Below are 26,670 nucleotides of genomic sequence, written 5' to 3' on the forward strand. Positions count from 1 at the left end.
GTCATCGGACGGCTCCCCAGCCGGCGGTAGCCCGGCTGGGGAGCCGTCCGCGGCGATTCAGGCCGACATCAGCCTGTCGAAAACCGGCGCGGGGTCATCGATCTCGACCAGCCGCCTGTCGGCGATAACCCAGAACCGGGTTGCAGCCGCGAGGACGAAAGCGCGATCATGGCTGACCATCAGGCATGCCGCGCCCTGCTCGACGAGTTCCCGCTCCAGCATGTCCTGCCCCTCGATGTCGAGATGGTTGGTCGGTTCGTCGAGAAGGTAGAAGTTCGGCTGGGCCAGCCGCAGCAGCAACATGGCCAGCCGCGCCCTCTGTCCGCCAGAAAGCCGCGAGATCGGCGCGGCCTGGAGCTGGGCCTCGATACCGGCGCCCGCGAGCAGCGTGCGCGCCAGCTGGTCTCCGATATCGCTTGCACCCTTGACCGCATTCCATGGCGTCGGCCAGGCATCGAGCTGCGACAGCCCCTGGTCGGAGTGCCCGGCCTTCAGGCTCGCCGCCACCCGGATGTCCGGATCGGCTCCGTCGCATGCGGCCCTCAATCGCGCGACGAGGCGCGTCTTGCCGCTGCCGTTGGGCCCCAGCAGCGCGACACGATCGCCCTTCTCGATCCAGAGCGGGCCAGTGCGGAACAGCGGCCTTCCATCGAGGGCGGCGATCACCGTCTCCTTGATCGAGATCAGGGCCTTGGCGTGGGTCCCGCTGTCGGCGAGCCGGATCGCACCGGCCGAATGCTCCTTATGTGCCGGCCTGGCGCTCTCCTCCAGCTTGTCGGCGCGCTCCGACAATTGCCTGGTCTTGACCACGAGAAGGTCCGAGCCGGAATTGATGCCGATATTCTTGAGCTTGGCAGCCTGCTGTCGCAGCGCCCGGACCTTGCGCATGTCGTTCTCGAACTGACGACCGCGCGCCATATCGCGCTCCTCGAGCGCGTCGAGCGCGCGCGAATATGGCAATGCGAAATCAGCGCTATCCGCCGGCCGCAGGAACAGCGTGCGCGTGCTGAAATCGTCGAGAAAAGCACGATCGTGGCTCGCTGCGACCACCGCGCAGTCGCGCGGCAGGGCGGCGAGGAACCGCTCCAGCACGCCGATCCGTTCGAGATCGAGATGGTTGGTCGGTTCGTCGAGAAGCAGCAGATCCGGCTCGACGACCGCCGCGCGCGCCAGCAGCATCGTTCGCTGCCAGCCGCCCGATAGCGCTGCGACGGGACGATCACGCAGGCTCTCATCGACGGCCAGATCGTCCAGCAGGACGTCGACCCGCCAGCCCTCGCTCTCGGCCGTCTCCGCATCGAGCGCGCTGCACACGGCCTCGAACAGGCTCATCGGCAAAAGCGACGCGGGTGGATCCTGCGGCACGAATGCCGTGACGAGGCCACGCGCCCGCGTGATGGCGCCGGAGGTCGCATCGCCTTCGCCTGCGAGGATTCGCAACAACGACGACTTGCCGCGGCCATTGGCGGCAACGAGTCCGAGCCGGTCGCCCTTGGCGATGGAGAGGTGGAGCCCCGCGAAGAGCGGGGCGCTACGGACGAGCGAAAGGTCTTTGACGGCGATCAGGGACATCGAGATCTCATGAAGTCAGGCATGCGCGCAGGAACGCGCCGAAAAGGCTGACGATGAGACGGCGATGCGCTCCCGGTCAGCCCCGCGAAGTGAAGCGCGGGGCGCAGACAGGTCCGCGGGTGCGGCAATGGAAGCGGCGGCGCGGCGCCTGCTTCCCCTTCTGGTTAGAGTTCATGATCCGCAGCATAGCGATGTGGCGGCCGGTGAACAGACCGTCTCCGGCATGAGGGACGCGAGCGCGGCGCGGATCCCGTTACACCGGCAGGATGGTCGAGCCCATCAGCTCCTTGTCGATGGCATGCGCGGCCTGGCGGCCCTCGCGGATCGCCCAGACGACGAGCGACTGGCCGCGGCGCATATCGCCGGCGACATAGACCTTGTCGACGCTGGTCCTGTAGTCGCGGTCGTTGGCAACGACGTTGGCGCGCTTGTCCACGCCCACGCCTGACTGCGCGATCATGCCTTCGATCAACGAGCCGGCGAAGCCGATGGCGAGGAAGCAGAGGTCGGCCTGCAGAACGAACTCGGTGCCGGGAATCGGCTTGCGCTTCTCGTCGACGCGCACGCACTTCACGCCGGTCAGCCGCCCGTTGCGGCCTTCCAGCCCCAGCGTCGCCGCCTGGAACTCGCGCTCGGCGCCCTCGGCCTGCGAGGAGGAGGTCCGGAACTTCGTTGGCCAATAGGGCCAGACGGTCAGCTTGTCCTCGAGTTGCGGCGCCATCGGCCGGATGTCGAGCTGCGTTACCGAGAGCGCGCCCTGCCGGAAGGCCGTGCCGACGCAGTCCGACGCAGTGTCGCCGCCGCCGACGACCACGACATGCTTGCCCGATGCGAGAATCGGCGCCTCGCCGGAGACGTCCTCCCCGCCGACGCGCTTGTTCTGCTGGGTCAGGTAGGGCATCGCGTAATGCACGCCGGCGAGATTGGTGTCCGGCAGGCCGGGATCGCGCGGCGCCTCGGCCCCGCCCGTCATCAGGACCGCGTCATGCTCGGCCGTGAGCGTGGCGAAGGGCAGCGTGACGCCGACATTGACGTTGTAGTGAAAGATGACGCCTTCCGCCTCCATCTGCTTCACGCGGCGGTCGATGTGCTTCTTCTCCATCTTGAAGTCGGGGATGCCGTAGCGCAGCAGGCCGCCCGCACGCGCCTCGCGCTCATAGACATGCACGTCGTGCCCGACGCGCGCGAGCTGCTGGGCCGCCGCCATGCCCGCCGGGCCGGAGCCGACGATGGCGATGCGCTTGCCGGTGCGCTTGCCCGGGATCTCGGGCGCGATCCAGCCTTCCTGCCAGCCCTTGTCGGCGATGGCCTGCTCGATCGTCTTGATGGTGACCGGCATGTTCTCGAGATTCAGCGTGCAGGCCTCCTCGCAGGGCGCGGGGCAGATGCGGCCGGTGAATTCCGGGAAGTTATTGGTGGAGTGGAGGTTGCGCAGCGCATCCTCCCAGCCGCCGGAATAGACCAGCTCGTTCCAGTCCGGGATCTGGTTGTGTACCGGGCAGCCGGTCGGGCCGTGGCAGAACGGAATGCCGCAATCCATGCAGCGCGCCGCCTGCTTCTTGATATCCCGCTCCTCGAGGGGAAGCGTGAACTCGCGGAAATGCCGGATACGATCCCCGGCGAGCTGGTACTTTTGCTCCTGCCGGTCGTATTCGAGAAAGCCTGTAACCTTGCCCATGCCGTTTCTCTCGCCGTCCTGCCCGGGCCTTAGCCCGGCCGCCCCGCTGCCGGGGTGCCTGTCTTATTAGGTTCACCGGGGCCTTTCCGGCCCCGGCGGGTGGCGTATCCTTATTCAGCCGCCTGCAAGGTGCGGGCCTGCTCCATCTCGCGCAGCGCGCGGCGGTATTCGACCGGCATCACCTTGACGAACTTGGTGCGATAATCCGCCCAGTTGTCGAGGATCGTGCGAGCGCGCTGCGAGCCGGTATAGGTGAAGTGGTTCGTCAGCATCTGCATCAGGCGCTCGTCGTCATGGCCGGACATGTTGGTCATGTCGATGCGGCCCTTGGTTTCGAGGTCTCCGCCGTGATGGTGCAGGCGCTCCATCAGGTCTTCCTCCTCCTCGACGGGCTCCAGATCGACCATCGAGAGGTTGCAGCGCGATTTGAACGTGCCTTCCTCATCCAGCACATAGGCGATGCCGCCCGACATGCCGGCCGCGAAGTTGCGGCCCGTCGGGCCGATCACCGCGACCACGCCGCCGGTCATGTATTCGCAGCCATGGTCGCCCGTGCCTTCCACCACCGCGATGGCGCCGGAATTGCGCACCGCGAAGCGCTCGCCGGCAATGCCGCGGAAATAGGCCTCGCCGGCAATCGCGCCGTAGAGCACGGTGTTGCCGACGATGATCGAGCGCTCCGGCACAGCCTTCGCCGCCGGGTCCGGCTTCACGATCAGCTTGCCGCCGGAGAGGCCCTTGCCGACATAGTCATTGGCCTGGCCGGTCAGCTCCACCGTCACGCCCGCGGCCAGGAAGGCCGCGAAGCTCTGGCCGGACGTGCCCTTCAGCTTGACCGTGATGGTGTCCTCCGGCAGGCCGGCATGGCCGTACTTCTTGGCCACTGCGCCGGAGAGCATCGCACCCGTCGAACGATCGACATTGCAGATCGGCTCCTCGATCACGACCGGCGCGCCGGTCTCGATCGCGCCCTCGGCTGCGGCGATCAGCTTGCGGTCCAGCACGGTGTCGATCGGGTGCTTCTGCAATTCGACATGGCGAATGGCGATGCCGGGCAGCTCGACTTTGTGGAAGAGCTTGCTGAAATCGAGCCCCTTCGCCTTCCAGTGGGCGACGGCCTCGCGCTTGTCGAGCAGGTCCGAGCGGCCGACGAGTTCCTCGATCTTCGTGAAGCCCATCTCCGCCATGATCTGGCGGACATCCTCGGCCACGAAGAAGAAGTAGTTCACGATATGCTCGGGCAGGCCCTTGAAGCGCTTGCGCAGCACCGGATCCTGCGTCGCGACGCCGACCGGGCAGGTGTTGAGATGGCACTTGCGCATCATGATGCAGCCGGCCGCGATCAGCGGCGCGGTCGAGAAGCCGAACTCGTCGGCGCCCAGCAGCGCGCCGATGATGACGTCCCGCCCGGTGCGCAGGCCGCCATCGACCTGCAGCGCCACGCGCCCGCGCAGATGGTTCAGAACCAGCGTCTGCTGCGTCTCAGCCAGCCCGATCTCCCAGGGGGAGCCGGCATGCTTCAGTGAAGTGAGCGGGCTCGCGCCCGTGCCGCCCTCGAAGCCCGAGATGGTGATGTGGTCGGCGCGTGACTTGGCGACGCCAGCCGCCACCGTGCCGACGCCGATCTCGGAAACAAGCTTCACCGAGACATCCGCCGAAGGATTCACGTTCTTCAGGTCGAAGATCAGCTGCGCCAGATCTTCGATCGAATAGATGTCGTGATGCGGCGGCGGCGAGATCAGGCCGACGCCCGGCGTCGAATGCCGGGTCCGTGCGATCTTGGCATCGACCTTGTGGCCGGGCAGCTGGCCGCCCTCGCCGGGCTTGGCGCCCTGTGCGACCTTGATCTGCATCACGTCCGAGTTGACGAGATATTCAGCCGTCACGCCGAAGCGGCCCGATGCGATCTGCTTGATCGCCGAGCGCTTCGAGCGGCCGTCCGGCAGCGGCTTGAAGCGGATCGACTCCTCACCGCCCTCGCCCGTGTTCGACTTGCCGCCGATCTGGTTCATCGCAATGGCGAGCGTCTCATGCGCCTCGCGCGAGATCGAGCCGAAGGACATCGCGCCGGTGGCGAAGCGCTTCACGATCTCGGCTGCAGGCTCGACGCTTTCCAGCGGCACGGGCTGGCGCCCATCGTCAGTCGCCATCTTGACCTTGAACAGGCCGCGGATGGTGCTGAGCCGCTCGGCGTCGTCGTTCACCTGACTGGCGAACTCCTCGTAGCGCTCCTTCGCGTTGAGGCGCACCGCATGCTGCAGCGAGGCGACCACGTCCGGCTTCCAGACATGGTCCTCGCCACGGACGCGGTACATGTACTCGCCGCCGATATCGAGGCTGTTGCGATAGATCGGCGAGTCGCCGAAGGCGTCGCGGTGGCGCCGCAGGCTCTCCTCGGCGATCTCGTCGAGGCCCACGCCTTCGATCGCCGTGCCGGTGCCGAAGAAGTATTCGTCGACGAAGGCGCTCTTCAGCCCGACCGCGTCGAAGATCTGCGCGCCGCAATAGGACTGGTAGGTCGAGATGCCCATCTTGGACATGACCTTGAGCACGCCCTTGCCGACCGACTTGATGTAGCGCTTCACCACCTCGTCCGCGTCGACCTCCTCCGGGAAGGCGCCCTGTGCATGCTGGTCGAGGAGGGTGTCGAAGGCGAGATAGGGGTTGATCGCCTCCGCGCCGTAGCCGGCAAGGCAGCAGAAATGATGGATCTCGCGCGGCTCGCCGGATTCGACGACGAGGCCGACCGAGGTGCGCAGGCCCTTGCGGATCAGGTGATGATGCACCGCCGCCGTCGCTAGCAGCGCCGGGATCGGGATACGATCCGAGCCCACCTGCCGGTCCGACAGGATGATGATGTTGTAGCCGCCATGAACCGCGGCCTCGGCGCGCTCGCAAAGCCGCGCCACAGCGCCTTCCATACCGGCTGCGCCCTCGCGCGCCGGATAGGTGAAGTCGATGGTCTTGGTGTCGAACCGATCCTCGTAATGGCCGATGCAGCGGATCTTCTCGAGATCGTCATTGGTCAGGATCGGCGTGCGAACCTCCAGGCGCTTGCGGCGAGAGGTGCCTTCGAGGTCGAGGATGTTCGGCCGCGGCCCGATGAAGGAGAGCAGGCTCATCACCAGCTCCTCGCGGATCGGGTCGATCGGCGGGTTCGTCACCTGCGCGAAGTTCTGCTTGAAATAGGTGTAGAGCAGCTTCGACTTGTAGGAGAGCGCCGAGATCGGCGTGTCGGTGCCCATGGAGCCTACGGCCTCCTGGCCGGTGACCGCCATCGGCGCCATCAGCAGGCGGACATCCTCGGTGGTGTAGCCGAAGGCCTGCTGGCGATCGAGCAGGGGCACGTCGGTGCGCGAGGCCCGCGCCTCGACCGGCGGCAGGTCCTCAAGCACGATCTGCGTGCGCTTCAGCCAGTCCTTATAGGGGTTGGCGAGGCACAAGGACGTCTTGATCTCGTCGTCGCCGATGATGCGGCCCTCTTCGAGATCGATCAGCAGCATCTTGCCCGGCTGAAGGCGCCACTTCTCGACGATCTTCTCCTCCGGGATCGGCAGGACGCCGAACTCGGAAGCGAGCACGACGAGCCCGTCATCGGTGACGAGATAGCGCGCCGGACGCAGGCCGTTGCGGTCCAGCGTCGCGCCGATCTGACGCCCGTCGGTGAAGGCGATCGCCGCCGGCCCGTCCCAGGGCTCCATGAGCGCGGCATGATACTCGTAGAAGGCGCGCCGCTCCTCGTTCATCAGCGGGTTGCCGTTCCACGCCTCGGGCACGAGCATCATCATGGCATGGGTCAGCGAGTAGCCGCCCTGCACCAGGAATTCGAGCGCGTTGTCGAAGCAGGCGGTATCCGACTGCCCCTCATAGGAAATCGGCCAGAGCTTCGAGATGTCCGAGCCGAAGAGCTCGGAATCGACGCTCGCCTGCCGCGCCGCCATCCAGTTGACGTTGCCGCGCAGCGTGTTGATCTCGCCGTTATGCGCCACCATCCGATAGGGATGGGCGAGCCGCCAGGACGGGAAGGTGTTGGTGGCGAAGCGCTGGTGGACGAGGGCGAGCGCGCTCTCGAAGCGCTCGTCCTGCAGGTCCTTGAAGTACGAGCCGAGCTGGTTCACCAGCACCATGCCCTTGTAGACGATGGTGCGGCAGGACATCGAGACGGGGTAATACTCCGCCGTCTTGCGCTCCTGATGCTTGTAGACCTTGTTCGAGACGGACTTGCGCAGGACATAGACCTGCCGCTCGAACTCGTCCTCGTCCGCGATGTCGTCCGGGCGGCCGACGAAGAGCTGGCGATGCACCGGCTCGGTCTCCAGCACCGCCTTGCCAAGGTCGGAATTGTCGACGGGCACGTCGCGCCAGCCGAGGAAGACGAGCCCCTCCTCCTCGACGGTCTGCGCGATGATGTCCTCGCACATGGCGCGGGCCGCAGGGTCCCGCGGCATGAAGAACTGGCCGATGGCGTAGGCGCCGGGCTCCGGCAGCTCGATGCCGAGCTTGGCCGTCTCTTCCTTGAAGAAGCGATGCGGGATCTGGGTGAGGATGCCGCAGCCGTCGCCGAGCTTCGGATCAGCCCCGACCGCGCCGCGATGATCGATATTGTGCAGGATCTGCAGGCCCTGTTGCACGATGGCGTGGCTCTTGCGGTTCTTCATGTCGGCGATGAAGCCGACGCCGCAGGAATCCTTCTCGTTGGCGGGGTCATAGAGACCCTGACGGACCGGCAAGGCCGGATCGCGCACGGCCGGAAACCGCTCGAAGCTCGGAACGTGCTCGAAGCTCGGGACTTGCTCGAAGCCCGGGACTCGCTCGAAGCCCTTGGCCCCGCTCGCCTTGCTCGCTGCGCTCATCGTCAAACCCCGCTTGCCGGAACCCGCTGGCGTGACGCCGGCAGGCAGACCCACAGAAATCCATCTTTCAGCCTGATGGCGAAGCTCGCAACCCTCTCCGCGCCGGCCCGCGCGCCGGCCTTCACGGGCCGGCAGCAAGGATCGGGCCGAAACGGGTCGGCCGTTCTTCGTCGGAGGCTTGCCTGCGCTTTGGTTTCCACCGCGCCCGCGTCCTCCGCAGGCGCCTCGGGCTCGCTATCGCCCGGTCGCGCCTGTCTCAGGCCGTCGTTTTACGGACGGCGCACGTACGGTTGGCTTTGGCATCTGCAGCCCGGCCCCTCGTCATGTTCGCCTCCGTTGCGACGGCGCTCCCCAAAGCCTATGCGGGCTTCCGGGCGGCGCGATGAAAAATGGGACAGCAACACTGTCCTATCTCGATGAATTTGCCAGAATTCCAATCTGCGCACAAGCGGCGATTTGGAACGATGGCGAAATTTTATTGCAAAATGAAATCTCCGCTGGACATATCAGGAATGAAAGCAGGAGTCCGACAGCACGCTTCTTGTTTTCACGCCGGCGGTGCTTCCGACCCGGCGCGGCGCGCAGCCCCCGGTCGCATATCCGTCGCTTGGCAGCGAGGCGCCCCTCGCCTAACCGTGCGGCATGGACTTCTTCAGCGACAACACCGTCGGCGCCAGCCCCCGCGTCATGGCCGCCATCGCCGCCGCCAATGACGGCTCGCTTCTCTCCTATGGCAAGGACGATTGGACCCGCCGCGTCGAGGAGCGTTTCGCCGCCCTTTTCGAGCATGAGGTCGCGGTCTTCATGGTGCTGACGGGCACCGCGGCGAACTCGCTGGCGCTGGCCAGCATCGTCCGCCCCTGGGGCGCGATCCTTGCCCATCAGGAGGCCCATGTCTGCGAGGACGAATGCGGCGCGCCCGAATTCTTCAGCGATGGCGCCAAGCTGATCGAATTGCCGGGCGTCGGCGCCAAGGTGACGCCGGAAGCCGTCACCGCAACGCTCTCCCGCATGCATGCCGGCAGCGTCCACCAGGTCCAGCCCCAGGCGATGACCATCACCCAGGCAACCGAATGCGGCACGATCTATACCCCGGCCGAGATCGCCGCGCTGAAGCAGGCGGCCGCCTCGCGTGACCTCAGGCTGCATATGGACGGCGCCCGCTTCGCCAATGCGCTGGTGACGCTCGGCTGCACCCCGGCCGAGATGACCTGGAAGGCGGGCGTCGACGTCCTCTCCTTCGGCGGCACCAAGAACGGCGCGCTCGCGGCCGAGGCCGTGATCTTCTTCGATCCCACCCAGGCCGAGGAGATGCAGTGGCGCCGCAAGCGCGCCGGCCAGACCCTCTCGAAGGGTCGCCTGCTCGGCGCCCAGTTCGAGGGGCTGCTCGCCGACGACCACTGGCTCGACCTCGCCCGCCATGCGAATACGCAGGCGAAGCGGCTGGCCGATGCGGTGGCCAAGGGCTCGCAGGCCCGCCTCGCCTGGCCCTGCCAGGCGAACGAGGTCTTCCTTGTCCTGCCCCAGACCCTGCAGCAGCGCCTGAAGGCGGCGGGCATCGGCTATCATGAATGGTCGGTCCGCTCGCTCCCGCCGGAGGCTCCGCTCAAGGACGGCGAAATCGTGGGCCGCTTCGTGATGTCCTTCGCGACGAAGCCCGGGGATGTCGAGAAACTGATCGTTACGATCGCGGACTGAATCGGCGGCTTCCCTCCCGATTCCAGCCCCACACCTGCCGTATTCCCTAAGAAGACTGTCTAAGGCGACAGTTGAACTTCGAGGAAGGACGGCATGACGGACCATGCGACCGCGGGCCAGCGCACCGCGCTGATGGGCCTGCTGGTGGCCGGGGCGCTCGCCGCCACGGCCGGCAGCGCCAACGCCCAATATTACAGCTACTTCGACGAGGGCGATCCCTTTCCGCCCTATCGCGAGTTTCGCCAGCGCGACTACGGCTACCGCTACGCACCGCCACCGCCCTCCGTGAGGGTTGCGCCCAACGACGCGGGCCGCCACTTCGCCGCCCGCAATTACGGCCTCGCCCGGATCGACCGCTCGGTCGACCGGGGCAATATCCGCATCGTCGATGGCGTGGCATCGGACGGACGGCATCTGCGCGTGATCGTGGATGCCTATAGCGGCGACCTCTTGCGGCGCATCACCCTGCCCGGCGAACCCCGGCCCGCGCCACGCGTCGCCCGCGTCGATCCGCGCGAGGAGCATGCGCCGCCGCGCCCGAATCTCGTCCCGCAGCCGCCGGAAAGGCCGGCCGAGCTGAAGCCGCCGGCCGAGGCCAGCGCCCCCACCACGACCGCGCCGCCGCCAGCCGCGAAGCCGCCCGAGCCTTCACCCGGCCCAGCCGATCCCCGGACCGGCGCCGACAAACCGAAGCTGGTCAACCCGGACGATGTCCGCGGCATCGAGGAAGGCGAGCGCAAGCCACCTATCGCCGCCGCGCAGCCCGCTGTCCCCGCTCCGGCGCCGGCTCCGATCGAACAGCCCGCCCCGGCGGCGCCCACTCCCGTGACACCGGCGCCGGACGTGACGATCGCCCCGGTCGCGCCGCTGGAGTAGCTGTCAGAGAGCGTCATTCTCGGGCGGAGCGCAGCGCAGACCCGAGAATCTAAGGTCGGAAGAGCCCGAGAGCCTCCTTCGTCACGAGAGGCTCGGGTCGAGCCCGAGCATGACGCAGCCGAACGCACGCAACGAAAAAGGGCTCCCCTTTCGGGGAGCCCTCGTCGTCTCTGGCTTAAGCCTTCGCGGATTACGCGGCGACCTTGGCCTCCAGCACCTTGGCCGCGCCGGCGCCGATCGGAATCTGGCGCGGCTTCTTGGCCTCCGGGATCTCGCGGACGAGGTCGATATGGAGCAGGCCGTTCTCAAGGCTGGCGCCCGTCACCTGCACATAGTCCGCAAGCTGGAAGCGACGCTCGAAGGCGCGCGCTGCAATGCCCTGATGCAGGACCTCGCGCTTCTCGCCGTTCTCGGAGAGCTGCTTGTCGCCCTTGACGGAGAGCGTGTTCTCCTTCGCCTCGATGGCGAGGTCACCCTCACCGAAGCCCGCGACCGCGATGGTGATGCGGTAGGCGTTCTCGGAAGTCCGCTCGATATTGTAGGGCGGATAGGTCGGCGCGGAATCGTTGCTCGTCGCCTGGTCGAGGATCGAGAACAGGCGGTCGAAGCCAACGGTCGAGCGATAGAGGGGGGAAAGATCGAAATGACGCATGATGTGTCCTCCTGAGGAAGCGACAGTCTCATCAGCCCGCCTCGCCTGAGCGCGGGCCTGGTTTCGGTTTGCGCACCCGGTTCCGGCCTGCGCAGAAATGATCTGGGGAGGCGTTCCGGCTTTTCAAGAGCCCTTGGCAAAGGGCATAACAGGGGCCGAGTTCGTCCGGCGGCTGCAAGCCGCGACGCGGAGCCTGCCTTGTCGGAAGCTGCCCTCTTTCACGATCCCGACTATCCCGTGCCGGGCCATGGCAAGACCTGGTTCGCCACGACGCGGGACGGCGCCTCGCTGCGCTTCGCGAGCTGGCACCCGACCGTGCGACCCGTGCAGGGCACCATCGTGGTCGTGCAAGGCCGGGCCGAATTCATCGAGCGCTACAGCGAGACGATCGCCGAGCTGCGCCGCCGCGGCTTCCACGTGCTCACCTTCGACTGGCGTGGCCAGGGCGGCTCGCAACGTTTCGTCGGGCGCGGACGCAAGGGCCATGTCGGGCGGCTCAGGCATTATGAGGAGGATCTCGCCCTCGCCATGGCGGAGATGCAGGCCAAATTCCCGCCGCCCTATTTCGTCCTGGCCCATTCGATGGGCGCGGCGCTCTGCCTCGATGCGGCCCGCCGCGACGCGCTGCCGGTCTCTCGCCTCGTCGCCATGGCGCCGATGCTGGGGCTGACCCTCATCGAGCGACCGCAGGCAGCCAGCCGCCTGGCGAGCGTGCTGTACTGGCTCGGCTTCGGCCGCTCCTTCGTACCGGGCGGCGGCGACACCGCCATCGCGACCAAGCCCTTCGAGGGCAACCGACTGACCAGCGATCCCGCCCGCTACGCCCGCAACGCCGCGCTCTCGGCCGCCGCGCGCCATCTCAGCATCGGCGACCCGACCATCGGCTGGGTGCGGGCCGCCTTCCGGCTTATGGCGCGGCTCTCGACGCCCTCGGCCGCGCTGGAGGTCAAGGTGCCGACGCTCGTCATCGCGGCCGGGCAGGACCCGGTGGTTTCAACACCGGCGATCGAGCGCTTCGCCGCGCGGCTGAAGACAGGCGCGGCGCTCGTCCTGCCGATGGCGCGTCACGAGATCCTGATGGAGAACGACGCCATCCGCGCCCGCTTCTGGGCCGCCTTCGACGCCTTCATCCCCGGCGAGGACCAGGGCGCTTCCAGCTCACCCCGCGAGCAGGCTGAGGGCGGCCTCATGCAGCGCCTTGCTGCCGGCCGCGACGACCCGGCCACCGCCGGCGGCGCTGCCACCGTCCCATGAGGTAACGACCCCGCCCGCGCCCTCGATGATCGGGATCAGCGCGACGATGTCGTAGGGCTTGAGACCGCTCTCGATGACGAGGTCGACATGGCCGGCGGCCAGCATGCAATAGGCATAGCAGTCGCAGCCATAGCGCGAGAGCCTCACCTGGCTCTCGACACGGCCGAACGCGTCGGCCTCCTCGCCCGCGAACAGGGCCGGCGACGTCGTCATCAGCGTCGCCGACGCCAGCGACGTCACAGGGCGGGTGCGCAACCTGCGCGGTCCGCCCGGCCCCTCGTAGCGCGCCTGCCGCCCATCGCCGGAATAGCGCTCGCCCGAGAAGGGCTGGTGCATCATGCCGTAAACCGGCACTCCTTTGCGCGTCAGCCCGATCAGCGTGCCCCAGACCGGAATGCCGGAGATGAAGGCGCGCGTTCCGTCGATCGGATCCAGCACCCAGACATATTCGGCCTCGATGTTCTCGTTCCCGAATTCCTCGCCGAGCACGCCATGGGCCGGGAACTGCCGCTTGATGAGATGGCGCATCACCGTTTCGCCGGCACGATCCGCCTCGGTCACCGGGTCGAAGACCCCGCCCTGCGACTTGTCCTCGGTGGCGTGATGCGCGCGGAAGAAGGGCAGAATCGCCTGCCCCGACTGCGACGCCAGCTCCGCGACGAAAGCGCCGAAATCGACTGCGCCCATGAACATCTCTCCATTTTGCTGCTGCGCAGCATGAACGCCGTCACATCAAGGAGTTGAGAATCACCCGAACTCCACGGATCTACGAAATTTCCCGGAAAAGTTGAATAAGCGGGGCCTCGCCATGCGCAGAATGCATGCCCACCCCGACTTATGCCATTTCCGCTTGCGTTTTGCAGTGCACCCTCATATTGTGCATTGCGAAGGCGAGATGATCTCAAACCTTCGTTGCCCTCCTTGGGCGTTTCCTCCCTAGACTTGGGCCGCCACGCTTGTGTGCGGCCCTTTTTTCTTGTCCGCGCCACGCCTTGCGGCGCGGCCGCGATTCGCTCCGGGTTATGCCTGCAGCCTGGCCCGCGGCCAATGGCGGCGCGCTATTCGGCCGCCTCGCTCCATTCGTCGAGCCAGCCGCTCCAGCGCGCGAAGCACTCCGCCATGGCGCTGCTGATCGCCTGCTCGATCGCGCCGAAGCCGGCATGCGGCTCCAGCGTCGTCTCGCTCATGTAGAGGGCGCGGTTCACCTCGATCTGCAGCGCGTGCACGCCGGCGGCGGGGGCCCCGTAATGCTCCGTGATGAAGCCCCCCGCATAGGGCCGGTTGCGGGTGACGCTGAAGCCCAGCCGCGTGAAAGCCTGCTCGGCGATGTCGATGATGTAGCCCGACGCGCTGGTGCCGAAGCGGTCACCCAGGATGATGTCGGACTTCGCCAGCCCATCCCGATCGAGCCCGGCCGAAGGCATGGAATGGGCATCGACCAGGATGCAGGTGCCGAAGCTGGCATGGGTTCGCTGGACGAGGCCGCGCAACCCGGCATGGTAGGGTCTGTAGAGCTCGTCGATCCGGGCGAGCCCTTCATGGATCGGGATACGGCCGAAATAAATCTCCTGCGCGTCGCCGACGATGCGCGGGATGGTGCCGAGCCCGCCGGCGACCCGCATCGAGCGCGTATTGGCGAAGGGCGGCAGCCTCCCCTCGAACATGCGCGGATCGAGCTCGTAGGGCTCGCGGTTGACGTCGAGATAGGCGCGCGGAAACTCCGCCACCAGCAGCGGCGCGCCCAGCGCCACGCTCTGCGAGAAGAGCTTGTCGACGAAGGCATCCTCCGAGCGCCGGAGGCTGCGCAGAGGCAACCGCGCGCCCTCGACGAAGCCGCGCGGATAGCGCCTGCCCGCATGCGGCACGTCGACCACCACCGGCACGAGCTGGAGCGCCGGCTGATAGAGGCTGAACGGCCGCTCGATCTCGGCGACGACATCGTCGGGCGCAGGCGGAAACGGGGCGGAGGAGAAGGTCATCTGCGGCGAGAAAAGCACACAAATCCGGCTTGTTGAAGCGATGTCACGGGGAGTTGCGATTCGCGCATTGCGTTCACGCGTTGTTTACCACGATGGCGCCTTATAGAACGGCACGGTTCCCACTGCGCTGACGGGTCTTTACTCAGCCCCTCGAGGCGCAAAGAAACGCAGGCCTCACGGACGGACATAACAGGCCCATGACGAAGATACTGCTCGCGGAAGACGACAACGACATGCGTCGCTTCCTGGTCAAAGCCCTGCAGAACGCAGGCTACGACGTCGCCTCGTTCGACAATGGCCTGTCGGCCTATAATCGCCTGCGCGAGGAGCCTTTCGAGCTCCTGCTCACCGACATCGTCATGCCGGAGATGGACGGCATCGAGCTGGCGCGCCGCGCCACCGAGCTCGACCCGGACATCAAGGTGATGTTCATCACCGGCTTCGCCGCCGTGGCGCTCAACCCCGATTCGCAGGCTCCCAAGGATGCCAAGGTGCTCTCCAAGCCCTTCCATCTGCGCGAGCTCGTCAACGAGGTCGAGAAGCTTCTCGCCGCCTGACGATTTTATCCGGCAAACGCCTTGCAAGCCGCGAAGCGAGCCGTTATAGCCCCCTCACCTCGCAGCGTGACCGCGGCCCTTGCGGCCAGGACACGCTTCCGAAGCCGCCTCGATGCGGCAACGGGCGCGTAGCTCAGCGGGAGAGCACTACGTTGACATCGTAGGGGTCACAGGTTCGATCCCTGTCGCGCCCACCATACAAGCCCTTGAAATACAGGGACGAAAGGCCGCCCCATCCGGGCGGCCTTTTTGCTTTCGGAAGCGCGACGCCCCTGCGCGGGCCGAGTCGTTCGTCCTCATTCCCGACACGCCGATGCGGCCTGCCCCCCCGCTCTTCAGGCCGTCGCGCGCCGGACCGCGGACCTGTTCAGCTCTTCGACGATGGCGGCGTCCCGGGCGCTTGGCTTGGGCGCGCCATGGAGGAACCCCTGCACTTCCGTGCAGCCTTCCTTGCGCATCCGCCGCAGCTGCGCTTCGGTCTCGACGCCCTCGGCCACGGTGGTCACGCCCAGGCGCTTGCCGATCTGGGCCACGGCCCTGACGACGGCGGCGCAGTCCGGCCGGCGGAGCGCGTCGCGCACGAAGCTGCCGTCGATCTTGATCTTGTCGAAGGGAAAGGCCCTCAGATGGGCCAGTGACGAATAGCCGGTTCCGAAATCGTCGAGCGCGACACGCACGCCCAACCCCCGCAACTGCCGCAGATCCGCGATGGCGTCGCGCTCGTCCTCGAGCAGGGCGGTTTCGGTCACCTCGACCTCGAGCCGGCTCGGCGACAGACCGGAGCTGACGAGAGCGGCGAGCACCACGGAGGGGATCGTGCCCTTGCCGAGCTGAACCGCCGAAATGTTCACCGCCACGCGGACGTCGTCCTGCCATTCGAGGGCGTCGCGGCAGGCGCGGTTGAGCACGAACTCGCCAAGCAGGTCGATCAAGCCGCTCTGCTCCGCGACGGGGATGAACTCGCGTGGCGAAATCCAGCCATGCTCAGGGTGATGCCAGCGCACCAGCGCCTCGCGGGCCGTTATCCTGTTCGTCTGGACGTCCACGATCGGCTGGTAGAAGACGAACAGGCCTTCATTGGCCTGAAGTGCGGCGTGCAGCCTGGCCTCGAGGCGCACGCGCTCCTGGACCCGCGCCTCCATCTCTTCCGAGAACAGCCTGTAGGTGCCCTTGCCGGCGGCCTTGGCGGCATAGAGCGCCATATCCGCCCGGGCCAGCAGCGCTTCCCCGGAAACTCCGTGCATCGGCGTCAGCGCGATGCCGACCGAGGCGCCGATCTGGACCTGATGCACATGCTCCAGCGCGTAGGGCGCCGAAATCGCCTTGATGATTCGGGCGGCGAGTTGCTCGGCAGCGGCTGCGCCATCGCAGGGGGCCAGGACCGCGAACTCGTCGCCGCCGAGCCTGCCGATCATCATCTCATCATCGTCGCACACCTCGCACAGGCGCTGGGCGACCTTCCGCAACAGCTCGTCGCCGACGCGATGGCCCTTGCTGTCGTTGACGAGCTTGAAGCCGTCGAGATCGATGAACAGCACCTCGACCGGATTGCCCGGGATGGCGATCCGCTCCTCCAGCCTCTCGCGGAAGGTGATGCGGTTGGCGAGGCCGGTGAGCGCGTCGTAATGGGCAAGCTGGCGAATGCGCGCCTGGATCTCGACCTCCTTGGTCACGATCGCCCAGCTCAGCATCGGGCCAAGATAGCTGCCGTCGGCGCCCATCACCGCCGAGACCTTCAACTCGATCACTTCCGACCCAAGCGTGATGCGCGCATTGTGGGGCAAGTTGGCCGGATCGCTCAGAAGCCGGCGCTGGTGCTCCGGGTGCTTGTGGAACACGTCGATGCACGTGCCCACCAGCTCGTCGGCCTTGATCGGCAGCAGGTGCTCGATGCTCCTCATCAAGGTCTTGGACGTCTCGTTGGCGTAGTTGATGCGGAAGGTTTCCGGCTCCACCGTCATGACGGCGACGGGCATGTCGTCGATCATGTGCAGGAGGCGGGCCTGCGCTTCCTCCTTGCGGCGCGCCTCGGTCCGCGCATTCACCATCCGCGCGAAATCGCGGTAGTTGATCGACAGGATCGCCAGCATGGCGATGGAGACCAGCGCGATGTTGATCGCGATGGCAATGAATGTCGGCTCGCCGGTCGATGCGAAGAAGGCGATGAAGGCGCCGTTGACGATGACGGTCACCATCAGCGCGGCCGAGCGCAGATGCATCAGGCAGAAGATGCAGGCGATCACCGTGATCGCCATGTAGAAGGCCACATGCGATCGGCTGTAGGCATCGCCGTAAGGGAAGAGCAGCAGCGACCAGCCGGTGAAGGCAACGGCGATGACGATCGCCAGACGGTTGGTGCGGAGCAGCGCGCGATGCGCTTCCTGCGGCGAAGGGTCGACATCTCGCAGCTTCCACCAATAGACGACGCGCGTCACCGCGACGAGCGTAAAGAGAAGCGGAATCCCGACCGTCATCCAGAGCGGCGCGTCATGCAGATGGGTGGCGGCCAAAGCCCATGTGCTGGTCAACAGGATGGGATACATCATCGGCATTTGCCGAGAGAACGCGCGATACTGCTCTCTGAGAAGCTCAGGGTTGCTCTGCGAGACCGCAAAAAGACCAAAAATTCTGTCAGATATCATCGACATACTGATCTTCAAAGCTTCCGACATCGCGAGACGGCGCTGGTGTCCCCGAAGAAAGAGAGATTTTTACCTCTCGTAGCCAGGCTATTGATATAGCATCGTTTCCGAGCGCCTATCTTAATAGGCACCATGCCCTTGCGATAAGGGGCAATATTTTAAAATGAATTAAGGGTAGAAGCGGACTTCCAAGGTGTGAACGCTGTTCGGCACCGCCTGCAGCGACTGTTCATCCCGCTTCGCTCGGCGCAAGCTGGCGCACGAACCGGCGCAGCAGCGTCTCGAAGGCCGAAAGCGCCGGCGACACCGACCGCCCGCTGGGGCGGATCATGACGATGTCACGCGCGATCGAGGGCTCGGCCAGCGGCCGCGACAGCACCGAGGCCGGCGCCACCGCGCGTGCATAGGTCGGCAGCACCGCGATGCCGAGCCCGGCCTCGACCAGCGCGAGTGCCGTGGTGATCTGCGCCACCTCAAAGGCCGGCTTCAGTATGATCTGCGCGCTCTCGTAGCCGACCTCGACGAGCAGGCGGATGCCGCTGTCGCGCGTCAGCGTGACCAGTGGCTCCTCGGCGAGATCGCCCCAGCGCACCGTCTGCAGCGCGGCAAAGCGACTGCCGCTGGCGCAGAACAGCATCAGGCTGTCGCGGGCCAGCGGCAGCCGCTCGATATTGTCTTCCAGCGCCGAAAACGTGCCCACGCCGCAATCGGCCTTGCCGAAGCGCACGGCCTCGACGACGAGATCGTTGCGCGCATCGATGATCGAGACCTGCAGCCCGGGATGACGCTCCTGCAGCGCCACGATGGCCGGCGGCATGATCACGGCGGCCAGTAGCGGCGGCACCGCCACGACGATCCGCCCGCGTCGGCGCTCGGCCAGCCCATTGGCGTTCTGAACCGCCGTGTCGAGGTCCTGCACGATCTTCAGCGCCGCGCCATGGAATTCGCGCCCGCCCTCGGTCAGCTCGACCCGGCGCGTCGTGCGGTCCAGCACACGGATGCCGAGCTCCCTTTCCAGCTCCCTGACGAGCTGTGAGAGCGCCGGTTGCGCCATATGCAGCCGCTCGGCCGCCTTGGTGAAGGTGCCCTGCTCGGCAACGGCGAGGAAGGCTTGCATCTGGCGCAGCGTGACCGCCATGGACGTCCCGATTTATAAGGAGAGCTTCCGAATTCATACGAATGTTATGAGTTGCCGTATAGCCCGGCTCTCATCATCCTGATCGCAGCCAAATGCGAGGGTCAGGGCCATGAAATACGCCAGGAAGGACGCCAAGGCCTATGCCCGCGCCCATATGAAGGGCATCTGGGCGGCGGCGCTGACCCCCTTCGCGAGCGACCTCGCCATCGACGCGGACGGCTTCCGCGGCAATATCCGCCACTGGCTGGACGATCTGAAGATCGACGGGCTGTTCATCGCCGGCAAGCAGGGCGAGTTCTTCTCGATGTCGGTCGAGGAGCGCAAGCGCTCCTTCGAGCTGGCGGTCGAGGCCTCGGCCGGGCGCGGCCAGACCATCATGTCCTGCTCCGACCAGAACATGGACGTGGTGATCGATCTGGCCCGCCACGCCCAGAAGATCGGCGCCGATTACATCGTCGTCCACGCACCGATCCTGCATTTCTTCAAGGCGCAGGACGAGACGGTCTACGAATATTACCGGACCATCGCCGAGAAGGTCGATATCGGCATCGCGCTCTGGAGCCACCCGGATTCGGGCTACCTGCTCTCGCCGCAGCTCTGCAACCGGCTCGCCGACATCGAGAACGTCGTCGCGATCAAATACAGCGTGCCACGGCCGATGTATGCGGAGCTGACAAGGCTCGCCTCCGATCGCATCCTGGTCAGCACCGCCTCCGAGGAAGAATGGCTCGACAACATCCTCGAGCTCGGCTGGCAGCTCTATCTCTGTTCCTCGCCGCCCTATCTGCTCCAGACCGCGAATGACCTGCGCATGCGCGAATACACCGACCTCGCCTTCGCGGGCCAGGCCGAGAAGGCCCGCGCCGTCCGCGACAGCCTGAACCCGGTGCGCGAGGCGCTGCGCGGTACGCGTCCGGCCGAGAAGCCGCATGCCCACCAGAAATACTGGCAGGATCTGCTCGGCCAGACCGGCGGGCGCGTCCGGCCGCCGATGCTTGAGCTGACCGAGGCCGAGAAGGCCGCGACGCGGGCCGCTTTCGAGGCCTGCGGGCTGAAAGCCGGCGCAGCGCCGCTCGCCAAGGCCGGCTGATCGATCACTAAAGACAACGGGAGAGGTGGATCATGGCGACCGAAGGACGGCTGAAGGCCTTCAACTTCAAGAAGTGGATCGACGAGCACGAACACCTGCTCAAGCCGCCGGTCGGCAACAAGAAGGTGTTCGACGATGGCGAGATGACGGTGATGGTGGTCGGCGGGCCGAACCAGCGCGCCGATTTCCATGACGACCCGGTGGAAGAGTTCTTCTACCAGCTCAAGGGCGACATGATGCTGAAGGTCGTCGACAACGGGAAGCACTACGACGTGACGATCCGCGAGGGCGAGGTCTTCCTGCTGCCGCCGCATGTGCGCCACTCGCCGCAGCGCCCCCAGGAAGGCTCGATCGGGCTCGTGGTCGAGCCGGCGCGCCATGGCGATCAGGTCGATGGCTTCGAGTGGTATTGCTTCGAATGCAACGAGCTGGTGCACCGCATCGAGCTCAAGGTGAAGGACCTCGTCAAGGACCTGCCGCCGCTCTACGAGGCCTTCTTCTCGGACGAGAAGGCCCGCACCTGCAAGCATTGCGGCGCCCTCCACCCTGGCAAGAAGCCGCCTGCGGGCTGGGTTGCCCTCTGAAGGCGCCGCGCCGAAAGGCGGACTTCTCTTTTCTTGTGAGGCGGTGCTGAAATGATGAGCAGCACCGCCTTGCATCCGGAAGAAAGCGCAGCAATCCTGCGGCCTCTTCCGGGGCGGCGTCCGGATCCGAATAAGAACACGCATAAGCGCGGCGGCGCAGAAACGCCGCGTCGAACCATTTCAGAGGCAAGAACGGAACGACTGGAGTCCATCAATGAAACTGCGCGGATTGCTCCTCGGCATCGCGGCGACGCTGGCGGCCTCGACCGCCTTCGCCCAGGCGCCGGTCAAGATCGGCATGATCACCACGCTCTCAGGTCCCGGCGGCTATCTCGGCCAGGACATCCGCGACGCCTTCAAGCTCGCGATCGACATGGAAGGCGGCAAGCTCGGCGGCGTCCCCGTCGAGCTGATGGTCGAGGATGACGGCCTCAAGCCCGGCCAGGGCAAGCAGATCGCCGAGAAGATGCTGAAGACCGACGGCATCAAGATCATGACCGGCATCGTCTTCTCGAACGTCGCCGGCGCCACCGTGCCGGACATCGTCGATTCCGGCGCGCTCTATGTCAGCCCCAACGCCGCACCGTCGAACTTCGCCGGCAAGGAGTGCAACGAGAATTATTTCGTCGTGTCATGGCAGAACGACAGCCTGCATGAGAGCGCCGGGCAGCACGCGACCAATCTCGGCTACAAGAAGGCCTTCATCCTCGCCCCGAACTACCAGGCCGGCAAGGACGCGCTGACGGGCTTCAAGCGACTGTTCAAGGGCGAGGTCGTCGGCGAGGTCTATACCCGTCTCGACCAGACCGACTTCGCCCCCGAAATGGCGCAGATCCGCTCGGCCAATCCGGACGTCGTCTTCCAGTTCCATCCGGGCGGCCTCGGCATCGCCTTCATGCGCCAGTACCAGCAGGCCGGCCTGCTCGGTAAGGTGCCGATGGTCCTGGCCGCGCCCTCGGCCGACGCGACCACGCTGAAGGCGGTCGGCGACGCCGCGCTCGGCGTCGACGTCACCAGCCACTGGAACACGGACTTCGACAACCCGGCCAACAAGAAGTTCGTGGAGGCCTGGACCAAGGCCTACAACCGGACGCCGACCTACTACGCCAGCCAGGGCTACGACACGGCGCTCGCCATCGCCTCCGCCCTCAAGGCCACCGGCGGCAAGACCGACGTCGCTGCGCTCCGCACGGCCCTCGCCAAGGCTGATTTCCAGTCGGTGCGCGGCGCCTTCAAATTCGGCAAGAACCAGCACCCGGTGCAGGACTGGTACGCGCTCAAGACCGAGAAGGGTCCGGACGGCGCGCCGATCCTCAAGACCGTCGGCAAGGTCCTGAGCAACCACGGCGACGTCTACGCCAAGGACTGCAAGCTCTGAAGCGGCCGACGCCGGTTCACAGCCACACTTTACGACGCATCCGTCATGGTCGGGCTTGTCCCGACCATCCATGTCTTCGCTGGTCGAAGGCCGTGTTCAAGACGTGGATGCTCGCCACAAGGGCGAGAATGACGATGGTGCCTTCGTCCCAAACCAGCATGCGGCAATGACGCTCGTTCTCGAACAATTGCTCAACGGCCTGCAGTTCGGCGTGATGCTGTTCCTGCTCGCTGCCGGGCTCACCCTGATCTTCGGCATCATGGGCGTGATCAACCTCGCCCATGGCTCGCTCTACATGGTCGGCGCCTACGCCTCGGCCTTCGTCGCGGCGCAGACCGGCTCGGTGTGGCTCGCGCTGCTGGGGGGCCTCGCGGCTGCCGCCATCATCGGCATGGTGATGGAGCTCGTCGTGCTGCGCAGGCTCTATGCGCGCGACCATCTCGACCAGGTGCTGGCGACCTTCGCCCTGATCCTGATCTTCAACCAGAGCGTGACCCTTCTCTTCGGCCGCCAGCCGCTCTTCGTCTCGGTGCCGCCGGCCCTCAACGGCTCGGTCCAGCTCCTGCCCGGGCTGACTTACCCGGTCTATCGCCTCGCCATCATCGCGGTCGGCCTTCTGGTGGCGCTCGGCCTTTATTTGCTCATCAACCGCACCCGCATCGGCATGCTGGTGCGCGCCGGCGCGACCCATCGCGAGATGGTCCGCGCGCTCGGCGTCGATATCCGCCTGCTCTACACCGCCGTCTTCGGGCTCGGCGCCCTGCTCGCGGGCCTCGCCGGGCTCATGGCCGGGCCGATCCTCGCCGTGCAGGTCGGCATGGGCGAGCAGATCCTGATCATGACCTTCGTGGTGGTCGTCATCGGCGGCGTCGGCTCGATCCGCGGCGCCTTCTTCGGCGCGCTGATCGTCGGGCTCGTCGACACGAGCTTACGCGCCTTCATGCCCGGCCTGCTGCGGCAGGTTATGGCCGGCCCGGAGGCCGATGCGCTCGGCGCCGGCCTCGCCTCGATGGGAATCTATCTGCTGATGGCGATCGTGCTGCTCGTGCGGCCCAAGGGACTTTTCCCCGCCCATGTCTGACAACGCCATTCCCCGGACGCGCGCCGCGACGCCCGCGCTGGGCCGCGCCATCGGGTTGCTCCTGCTCGCCGCCGCGCTCATCGCCCTGCCCTTCATCGTCAAGGCTATCGGCCAGCCGGCCCTGGTGCCGCTGGCGACGCGCGTGCTGATCTACGCCATCGCCGCCGCCAGCCTGAACCTCGCGCTCGGCTTCGGTGGCATGGTCTCGTTCGGCCACGCCGCCTTCTTCGGCATTGGCGGCTATGCCGTCGGCATCCTCTACCGGACCTTCGCGGATGACGCGCTTTTCCTCGGCTTCATCCCCGGCACGGATCAGCTCCTGATCACGCTGCCTGCCGCGATCCTCGTCGCGGGGCTCTTCGCCTGCATCATCGGCGCGCTGAGCCTGCGCACGAGCGGCGTGCAGTTCATCATGATCACGCTCGCCTTCGCGCAAATGCTGTTCTTCTTCTTCGTCTCGCTGAAGGCCTATGGCGGCGATGACGGCATGACGATCCGCCGCCGCAACGCACTCTTTGATCTCAACACGCGCGACGACGTGACCTTCTATTTCATCTGCCTCGCCCTCACCGCGCTGGTCTTCCTCGTGCTCTGGCGCATTGTGGGCTCGCGCTTCGGCATGGTGCTGGCCGGCATCCGCCAGAACGAGCGGCGCATGGCCGCGATCGGCATCGCGCCCTATCGCTACAAGCTCGCCGCCTTCGTCATTTCGGGCATGGGCGCCGGCCTCGCGGGCGCGCTGATGGCGAACTACCTGCGCTTCGTCAGCCCGGACATGCTGCACTGGACCAAGTCGGGCGAACTGATGATCATGGTCATCCTCGGCGGCGTCGGCACGCTGCTCGGCCCGCTGCTCGGCGCCGGCGCCCTCGTCATCCTCGAGACGGTGCTGACGGGCTGGACCGAGCACTGGCAGATCGTGCTCGGGCCGATCCTGCTGCTGGTCGTGCTCTTCACGCAGGGCGGACTGAGCGGGTTGCTGGCCCGGCTCGGCCTCGGCGGCAGGAGCGCGCCATGACAGAGCGCACCATGACCGGGACGCTGCTGTCCGTGCGCGGCCTGCGCAAACGCTTCGGCGGGCTCATCGCCACCGACGGCGTCGATCTCGACGTGCTCGATGGCGAGATCCATGCCCTGATCGGCCCCAACGGCGCCGGCAAGACTACGCTGATCACCCAGCTCTTCGGCGAACTGACCCATGACGAGGGCGCGATCAGCCTGGAGGGCGAGGAGATCGGCGGGCTGACCACGGTGCAGCGCGTGCGCCGCGGCCTCGGACGCACCTTCCAGATCAACCAGCTCCTGCCCGACTTCACCATGCTCGACAATGTCGCGCTCGCCGTGCAGGCGCATGAGGGGCACAGCTTCCGCTTCTTCGCCAACGCCCGTCGCGACGAAGGCCTGCGCGCCCGCGCCCGCCAGCATCTCGCCACGGCGGGCCTGAGCCACCGCGCCGAGGTCAAGGTCGCCGACCTCTCCCATGGCGAGCAGAAGCAGCTCGAATTCGCCATCGCGCTCGCCAGCGAGCCACGCCTGCTACTGCTCGATGAGCCGATGGCCGGCCTAGGCCATGCCGAGAGCGAGCAGATGGTCGCGATGCTGTTGGCGCTGAAGGGCCGCGTCACCATGCTGCTGGTCGAGCACGATATGGACGCCGTCTTCGCGCTGGCGGACCGCATCTCCGTGCTGGTCTATGGCCGCGTCATCGCGACCGGCACCGCCGCCGAGATTCGCGACAACCCGGAGGTTCGCACCGCCTATCTCGGCGAGGGAGACGCCTGATGCTGAGCGTGCGCAGCCTGCAATCGGCCTATGGCAGGAGCCAGGTCCTGTTCGATGTCGCGCTCGACATCGCGGAGGGCGAGGTCGTGACGCTGCTCGGCCGCAACGGCATGGGCAAGACCACGACCGTCCGCTCGATCATGGGGCTGCTCGCACCGAAAGGCGGGGAGATCAGCTTCGAGGGCCGGGCCGTGGCCGGCATCGCGCCCGAGAAGATCGCCCGCTGCGGCATCGGCCTGGTGCCGGAAGGCCGGCAGGTCTTCCCGACGCTGAGCGTACGCGAGAACCTCGTCGCCACCGCCTCCAACCGGCTGAAGCGCTCCTCGCCCTGGACGCTAAGCCAAGTCTACGCACTCTTTCCCCGCCTCGAGGAGCGCGCCGGCCAGTCCGCCCGTACCCTCTCCGGTGGCGAGCAGCAGATGCTCGCGGTCGGCCGCGCCCTGATGACCAACCCCAAGCTCCTCATCCTCGACGAAGCGACCGAGGGGCTGGCGCCCGTCATCCGCGCAGAGATCTGGGGCTGCATCGAGGCACTGAAGGCGCAGGGCCAGTCGATCCTGCTGATCGACAAGAACATCAACGTGCTGAAGCGCATCGCCGACCGGCACTACATCATCGAGAAGGGCCGCACGGTCTGGTCGGGGTCGAGCGCCGATCTCGCGGAGAATGCGGAGCTGGTGCATCGCTATGTCGGAGTCTGAGATTGTCGCCCACAGCGCCGCGGGCGATCCCGTCGAGGCCCTGCGCGATGCGTTGAGCGACATACTCGCCGGGTTGATCGCCGCCGGTTGCGGCCCACATCATCTTCGGGAGATGCTCTGGGAGACCGACAGCCCTGAGGCTTTCAATCTCTCGCGCCACACGGTCGAGCTTGCCTATCGAGAGGTCTTCGCCGGCTTCCGCCCGCCGATCGCGCTCAAGCCGGCGGCAGAGCCCGGCCTCACGATCCGCGCCCGCCATGCCGCCGCGCAGCCGCTGCCGGACGTCACCGTCGACGGCTACCCCCTGCGCGAGCTCGGCCGGCAATACAGCCCCCGCCTGCAGGCCGACATGAAGGCACTGTTCCGGCAATGGAGCCGCGACGGCGCAGCGTTCCAGGCCGACCATGCCGGGCTCGATCTCGCCTATGGCCCAAGCCGTTTCGAGACGCTTGATCTCTACCGCCCCGCGGGCAAGGCACGCGCACCGATCCTCGTCTTCATCCATGGCGGTTACTGGCAGGCCTCCGACAAGCTGCAGCACGCCCAGTTCTCGCAGGGCCTGCTCGATGCCGGCTATGCCGTCGCCATGCCGAATTACGGGCTGGCTCCCGAGACCCCGTTGGAAGCGAGCCTCGCCCAGAGCGTCGCAGCGCTGAACTTTCTCGTCCGCGAGGCGGACGCGCTCGGCCTCGATGCCACGCGCCTGCATCTCTCCGGCCATTCGGCGGGCGGCCATCTCGCAGCCATGGTTCTCTGCGCGGACGAAGCACCGCCGATCGCCTCGGCCCTGCTCCTCTCCGGCCTCTATGACCTGAAGCCGCTCGGGCACCTTCCGCTCGGCCGCCTGCTCGGCCTCGACAACGAGGCCCGCGCCACCCGCCTCAGCCCCATCGCCCGGCCGCGCCCACCGGCCACACGCATCGCGCTCGCGGTCGGCGAGGCCGAGAGCGACGCCTTCAAGGCACAGTCGGCTGCATTGGCCGCGACCTGGCAGACACCAGCACCACTCATCTGCCCGGGCCACCATTTCAGCATGCTCGAAGGGCTGAACGGCGGGGCGCTGCTGAAGCTGGCGTTACGGACGGCCGAGGGCTGATCGAATTCAAGCTCGGACAGCGCGGCGAGCCCTTGCGACCCATAATAAAAACAATCTGA

General features: G+C 66.6%; 20 protein-coding genes and 1 tRNA gene. 13 read left to right on the forward strand and 8 right to left on the reverse strand.

The features are described 5' to 3' along the window. Positions 1 to 57: 57 nt before the first annotated feature. From BoBH3_RS01135 to gltB, 3 genes are all read right to left on the reverse strand, one after another. Entirely contained in the window at positions 58 to 1,572 is a 1,515-nt protein-coding gene (locus tag BoBH3_RS01135) for an ATP-binding cassette domain-containing protein (RefSeq protein WP_262328916.1), read from the reverse strand. A gap of 253 nt (positions 1,573 to 1,825) precedes the next feature. Next, on the reverse strand, positions 1,826 to 3,250 hold the full coding sequence (locus BoBH3_RS01140; RefSeq protein ID WP_262328917.1) for a glutamate synthase subunit beta: 1,425 nt from the start codon (positions 3,248 to 3,250) through the stop codon (positions 1,826 to 1,828). Between the two features lie 110 nt (positions 3,251 to 3,360). Further along, positions 3,361 to 8,103, reverse strand: a complete 4,743-nt coding sequence (gltB, locus tag BoBH3_RS01145; RefSeq protein WP_262328918.1) for a glutamate synthase large subunit — start codon at positions 8,101 to 8,103, stop codon at positions 3,361 to 3,363. 642 nt (positions 8,104 to 8,745) lie between these two features. Between gltB and BoBH3_RS01150 the strand changes: the two genes are divergently transcribed. Both BoBH3_RS01150 and BoBH3_RS01155 read left to right on the forward strand, forming a co-directional pair. Then, positions 8,746 to 9,801 (forward strand): threonine aldolase family protein, encoded by a 1,056-nt coding sequence (locus BoBH3_RS01150; RefSeq protein WP_262328919.1) that lies wholly within the window; start codon positions 8,746 to 8,748, stop codon positions 9,799 to 9,801. Between the two features lie 93 nt (positions 9,802 to 9,894). Further along, positions 9,895 to 10,677 (forward strand): hypothetical protein, encoded by a 783-nt coding sequence (locus BoBH3_RS01155; protein WP_262328920.1) that lies wholly within the window; start codon positions 9,895 to 9,897, stop codon positions 10,675 to 10,677. A 190-nt stretch (positions 10,678 to 10,867) separates the two neighbouring features. Here the strand turns inward: BoBH3_RS01155 and BoBH3_RS01160 are convergent, their stop codons facing one another. After that, the gene (locus BoBH3_RS01160; protein WP_262328921.1) at positions 10,868 to 11,329 is read right to left on the reverse strand and encodes an Hsp20 family protein; all 462 of its coding nucleotides are present in this window, start codon (positions 11,327 to 11,329) and stop codon (positions 10,868 to 10,870) included. Between the two features lie 198 nt (positions 11,330 to 11,527). Here BoBH3_RS01160 and BoBH3_RS01165 point away from each other — a divergent pair, with 198 nt between their 5' ends. Further along, positions 11,528 to 12,583 (forward strand): alpha/beta hydrolase, encoded by a 1,056-nt coding sequence (locus BoBH3_RS01165; RefSeq protein WP_262328922.1) that lies wholly within the window; start codon positions 11,528 to 11,530, stop codon positions 12,581 to 12,583. On the opposite strand, the gene hisN is transcribed toward BoBH3_RS01165, so the two are convergent. Both hisN and BoBH3_RS01175 read right to left on the reverse strand, forming a co-directional pair. Then, a complete protein-coding gene (hisN, locus tag BoBH3_RS01170) occupies positions 12,488 to 13,270 on the reverse strand; it encodes a histidinol-phosphatase (protein WP_262328923.1) in 783 nt (260 codons plus the stop codon). The genes BoBH3_RS01165 and hisN overlap by 96 nt on opposite strands. A gap of 371 nt (positions 13,271 to 13,641) precedes the next feature. Beyond that, entirely contained in the window at positions 13,642 to 14,562 is a 921-nt protein-coding gene (locus tag BoBH3_RS01175; RefSeq protein WP_410050552.1) for an N-formylglutamate amidohydrolase, read from the reverse strand. Positions 14,563 to 14,759: 197 nt separating this feature from the next. On the opposite strand from BoBH3_RS01175, the gene cpdR reads away from it, so the two are divergent. Both cpdR and BoBH3_RS01185 read left to right on the forward strand, forming a co-directional pair. Further along, positions 14,760 to 15,119 carry a cell cycle two-component system response regulator CpdR gene (gene cpdR / locus BoBH3_RS01180; RefSeq protein WP_112579544.1) on the forward strand — a complete coding sequence of 120 codons (360 nt, stop codon included), beginning with the start codon at positions 14,760 to 14,762 and terminating at the stop codon, positions 15,117 to 15,119. 122 nt (positions 15,120 to 15,241) lie between these two features. Next, positions 15,242 to 15,316, forward strand: a tRNA-Val gene (locus BoBH3_RS01185). Between the two features lie 138 nt (positions 15,317 to 15,454). Here BoBH3_RS01185 and BoBH3_RS01190 read toward each other — a convergent pair. Further along, entirely contained in the window at positions 15,455 to 17,665 is a 2,211-nt protein-coding gene (locus BoBH3_RS01190) for a putative bifunctional diguanylate cyclase/phosphodiesterase (RefSeq protein WP_262328925.1), read from the reverse strand. A gap of 325 nt (positions 17,666 to 17,990) precedes the next feature. Continuing rightward, on the reverse strand, positions 17,991 to 18,899 hold the full coding sequence (locus BoBH3_RS01195) for a LysR family transcriptional regulator (protein WP_262328926.1): 909 nt from the start codon (positions 18,897 to 18,899) through the stop codon (positions 17,991 to 17,993). Between the two features lie 109 nt (positions 18,900 to 19,008). On the opposite strand from BoBH3_RS01195, the gene BoBH3_RS01200 reads away from it, so the two are divergent. From BoBH3_RS01200 to BoBH3_RS01235, 8 genes are all read left to right on the forward strand, one after another. Further along, positions 19,009 to 19,989 carry a dihydrodipicolinate synthase family protein gene (locus BoBH3_RS01200; protein WP_262328927.1) on the forward strand — a complete coding sequence of 327 codons (981 nt, stop codon included), beginning with the start codon at positions 19,009 to 19,011 and terminating at the stop codon, positions 19,987 to 19,989. Positions 19,990 to 20,021: 32 nt separating this feature from the next. Beyond that, positions 20,022 to 20,573 (forward strand): 3-hydroxyanthranilate 3,4-dioxygenase, encoded by a 552-nt coding sequence (locus BoBH3_RS01205; RefSeq protein ID WP_262328928.1) that lies wholly within the window; start codon positions 20,022 to 20,024, stop codon positions 20,571 to 20,573. A 214-nt stretch (positions 20,574 to 20,787) separates the two neighbouring features. Further along, positions 20,788 to 21,951: an ABC transporter substrate-binding protein gene (locus tag BoBH3_RS01210; protein WP_262328929.1), complete on the forward strand. Its 1,164-nt coding sequence runs from the start codon at positions 20,788 to 20,790 to the stop codon at positions 21,949 to 21,951. Positions 21,952 to 22,117: 166 nt separating this feature from the next. Continuing rightward, positions 22,118 to 23,032, forward strand: a complete 915-nt coding sequence (locus tag BoBH3_RS01215; RefSeq protein WP_262328930.1) for a branched-chain amino acid ABC transporter permease — start codon at positions 22,118 to 22,120, stop codon at positions 23,030 to 23,032. Then, entirely contained in the window at positions 23,025 to 24,050 is a 1,026-nt protein-coding gene (locus BoBH3_RS01220) for a branched-chain amino acid ABC transporter permease (protein WP_262328931.1), read from the forward strand. The genes BoBH3_RS01215 and BoBH3_RS01220 overlap by 8 nt, the downstream gene beginning before the upstream one ends. A gap of 11 nt (positions 24,051 to 24,061) precedes the next feature. Continuing rightward, on the forward strand, positions 24,062 to 24,814 hold the full coding sequence (locus BoBH3_RS01225; protein WP_262329646.1) for an ABC transporter ATP-binding protein: 753 nt from the start codon (positions 24,062 to 24,064) through the stop codon (positions 24,812 to 24,814). After that, positions 24,814 to 25,515 carry an ABC transporter ATP-binding protein gene (locus BoBH3_RS01230; protein ID WP_262328932.1) on the forward strand — a complete coding sequence of 234 codons (702 nt, stop codon included), beginning with the start codon at positions 24,814 to 24,816 and terminating at the stop codon, positions 25,513 to 25,515. The genes BoBH3_RS01225 and BoBH3_RS01230 overlap by 1 nt, the downstream gene beginning before the upstream one ends. Beyond that, positions 25,502 to 26,611 carry an alpha/beta hydrolase gene (locus BoBH3_RS01235; protein ID WP_262328933.1) on the forward strand — a complete coding sequence of 370 codons (1,110 nt, stop codon included), beginning with the start codon at positions 25,502 to 25,504 and terminating at the stop codon, positions 26,609 to 26,611. Before BoBH3_RS01230 ends, BoBH3_RS01235 begins: the two co-directional genes overlap by 14 nt. Positions 26,612 to 26,670 lie beyond the last annotated feature (59 nt).

Origin of the sequence: Allobosea sp. BH3, from assembly GCF_025499465.1 — a bacterium.
Lineage (GTDB): Bacteria > Pseudomonadota > Alphaproteobacteria > Rhizobiales > Beijerinckiaceae > Allobosea.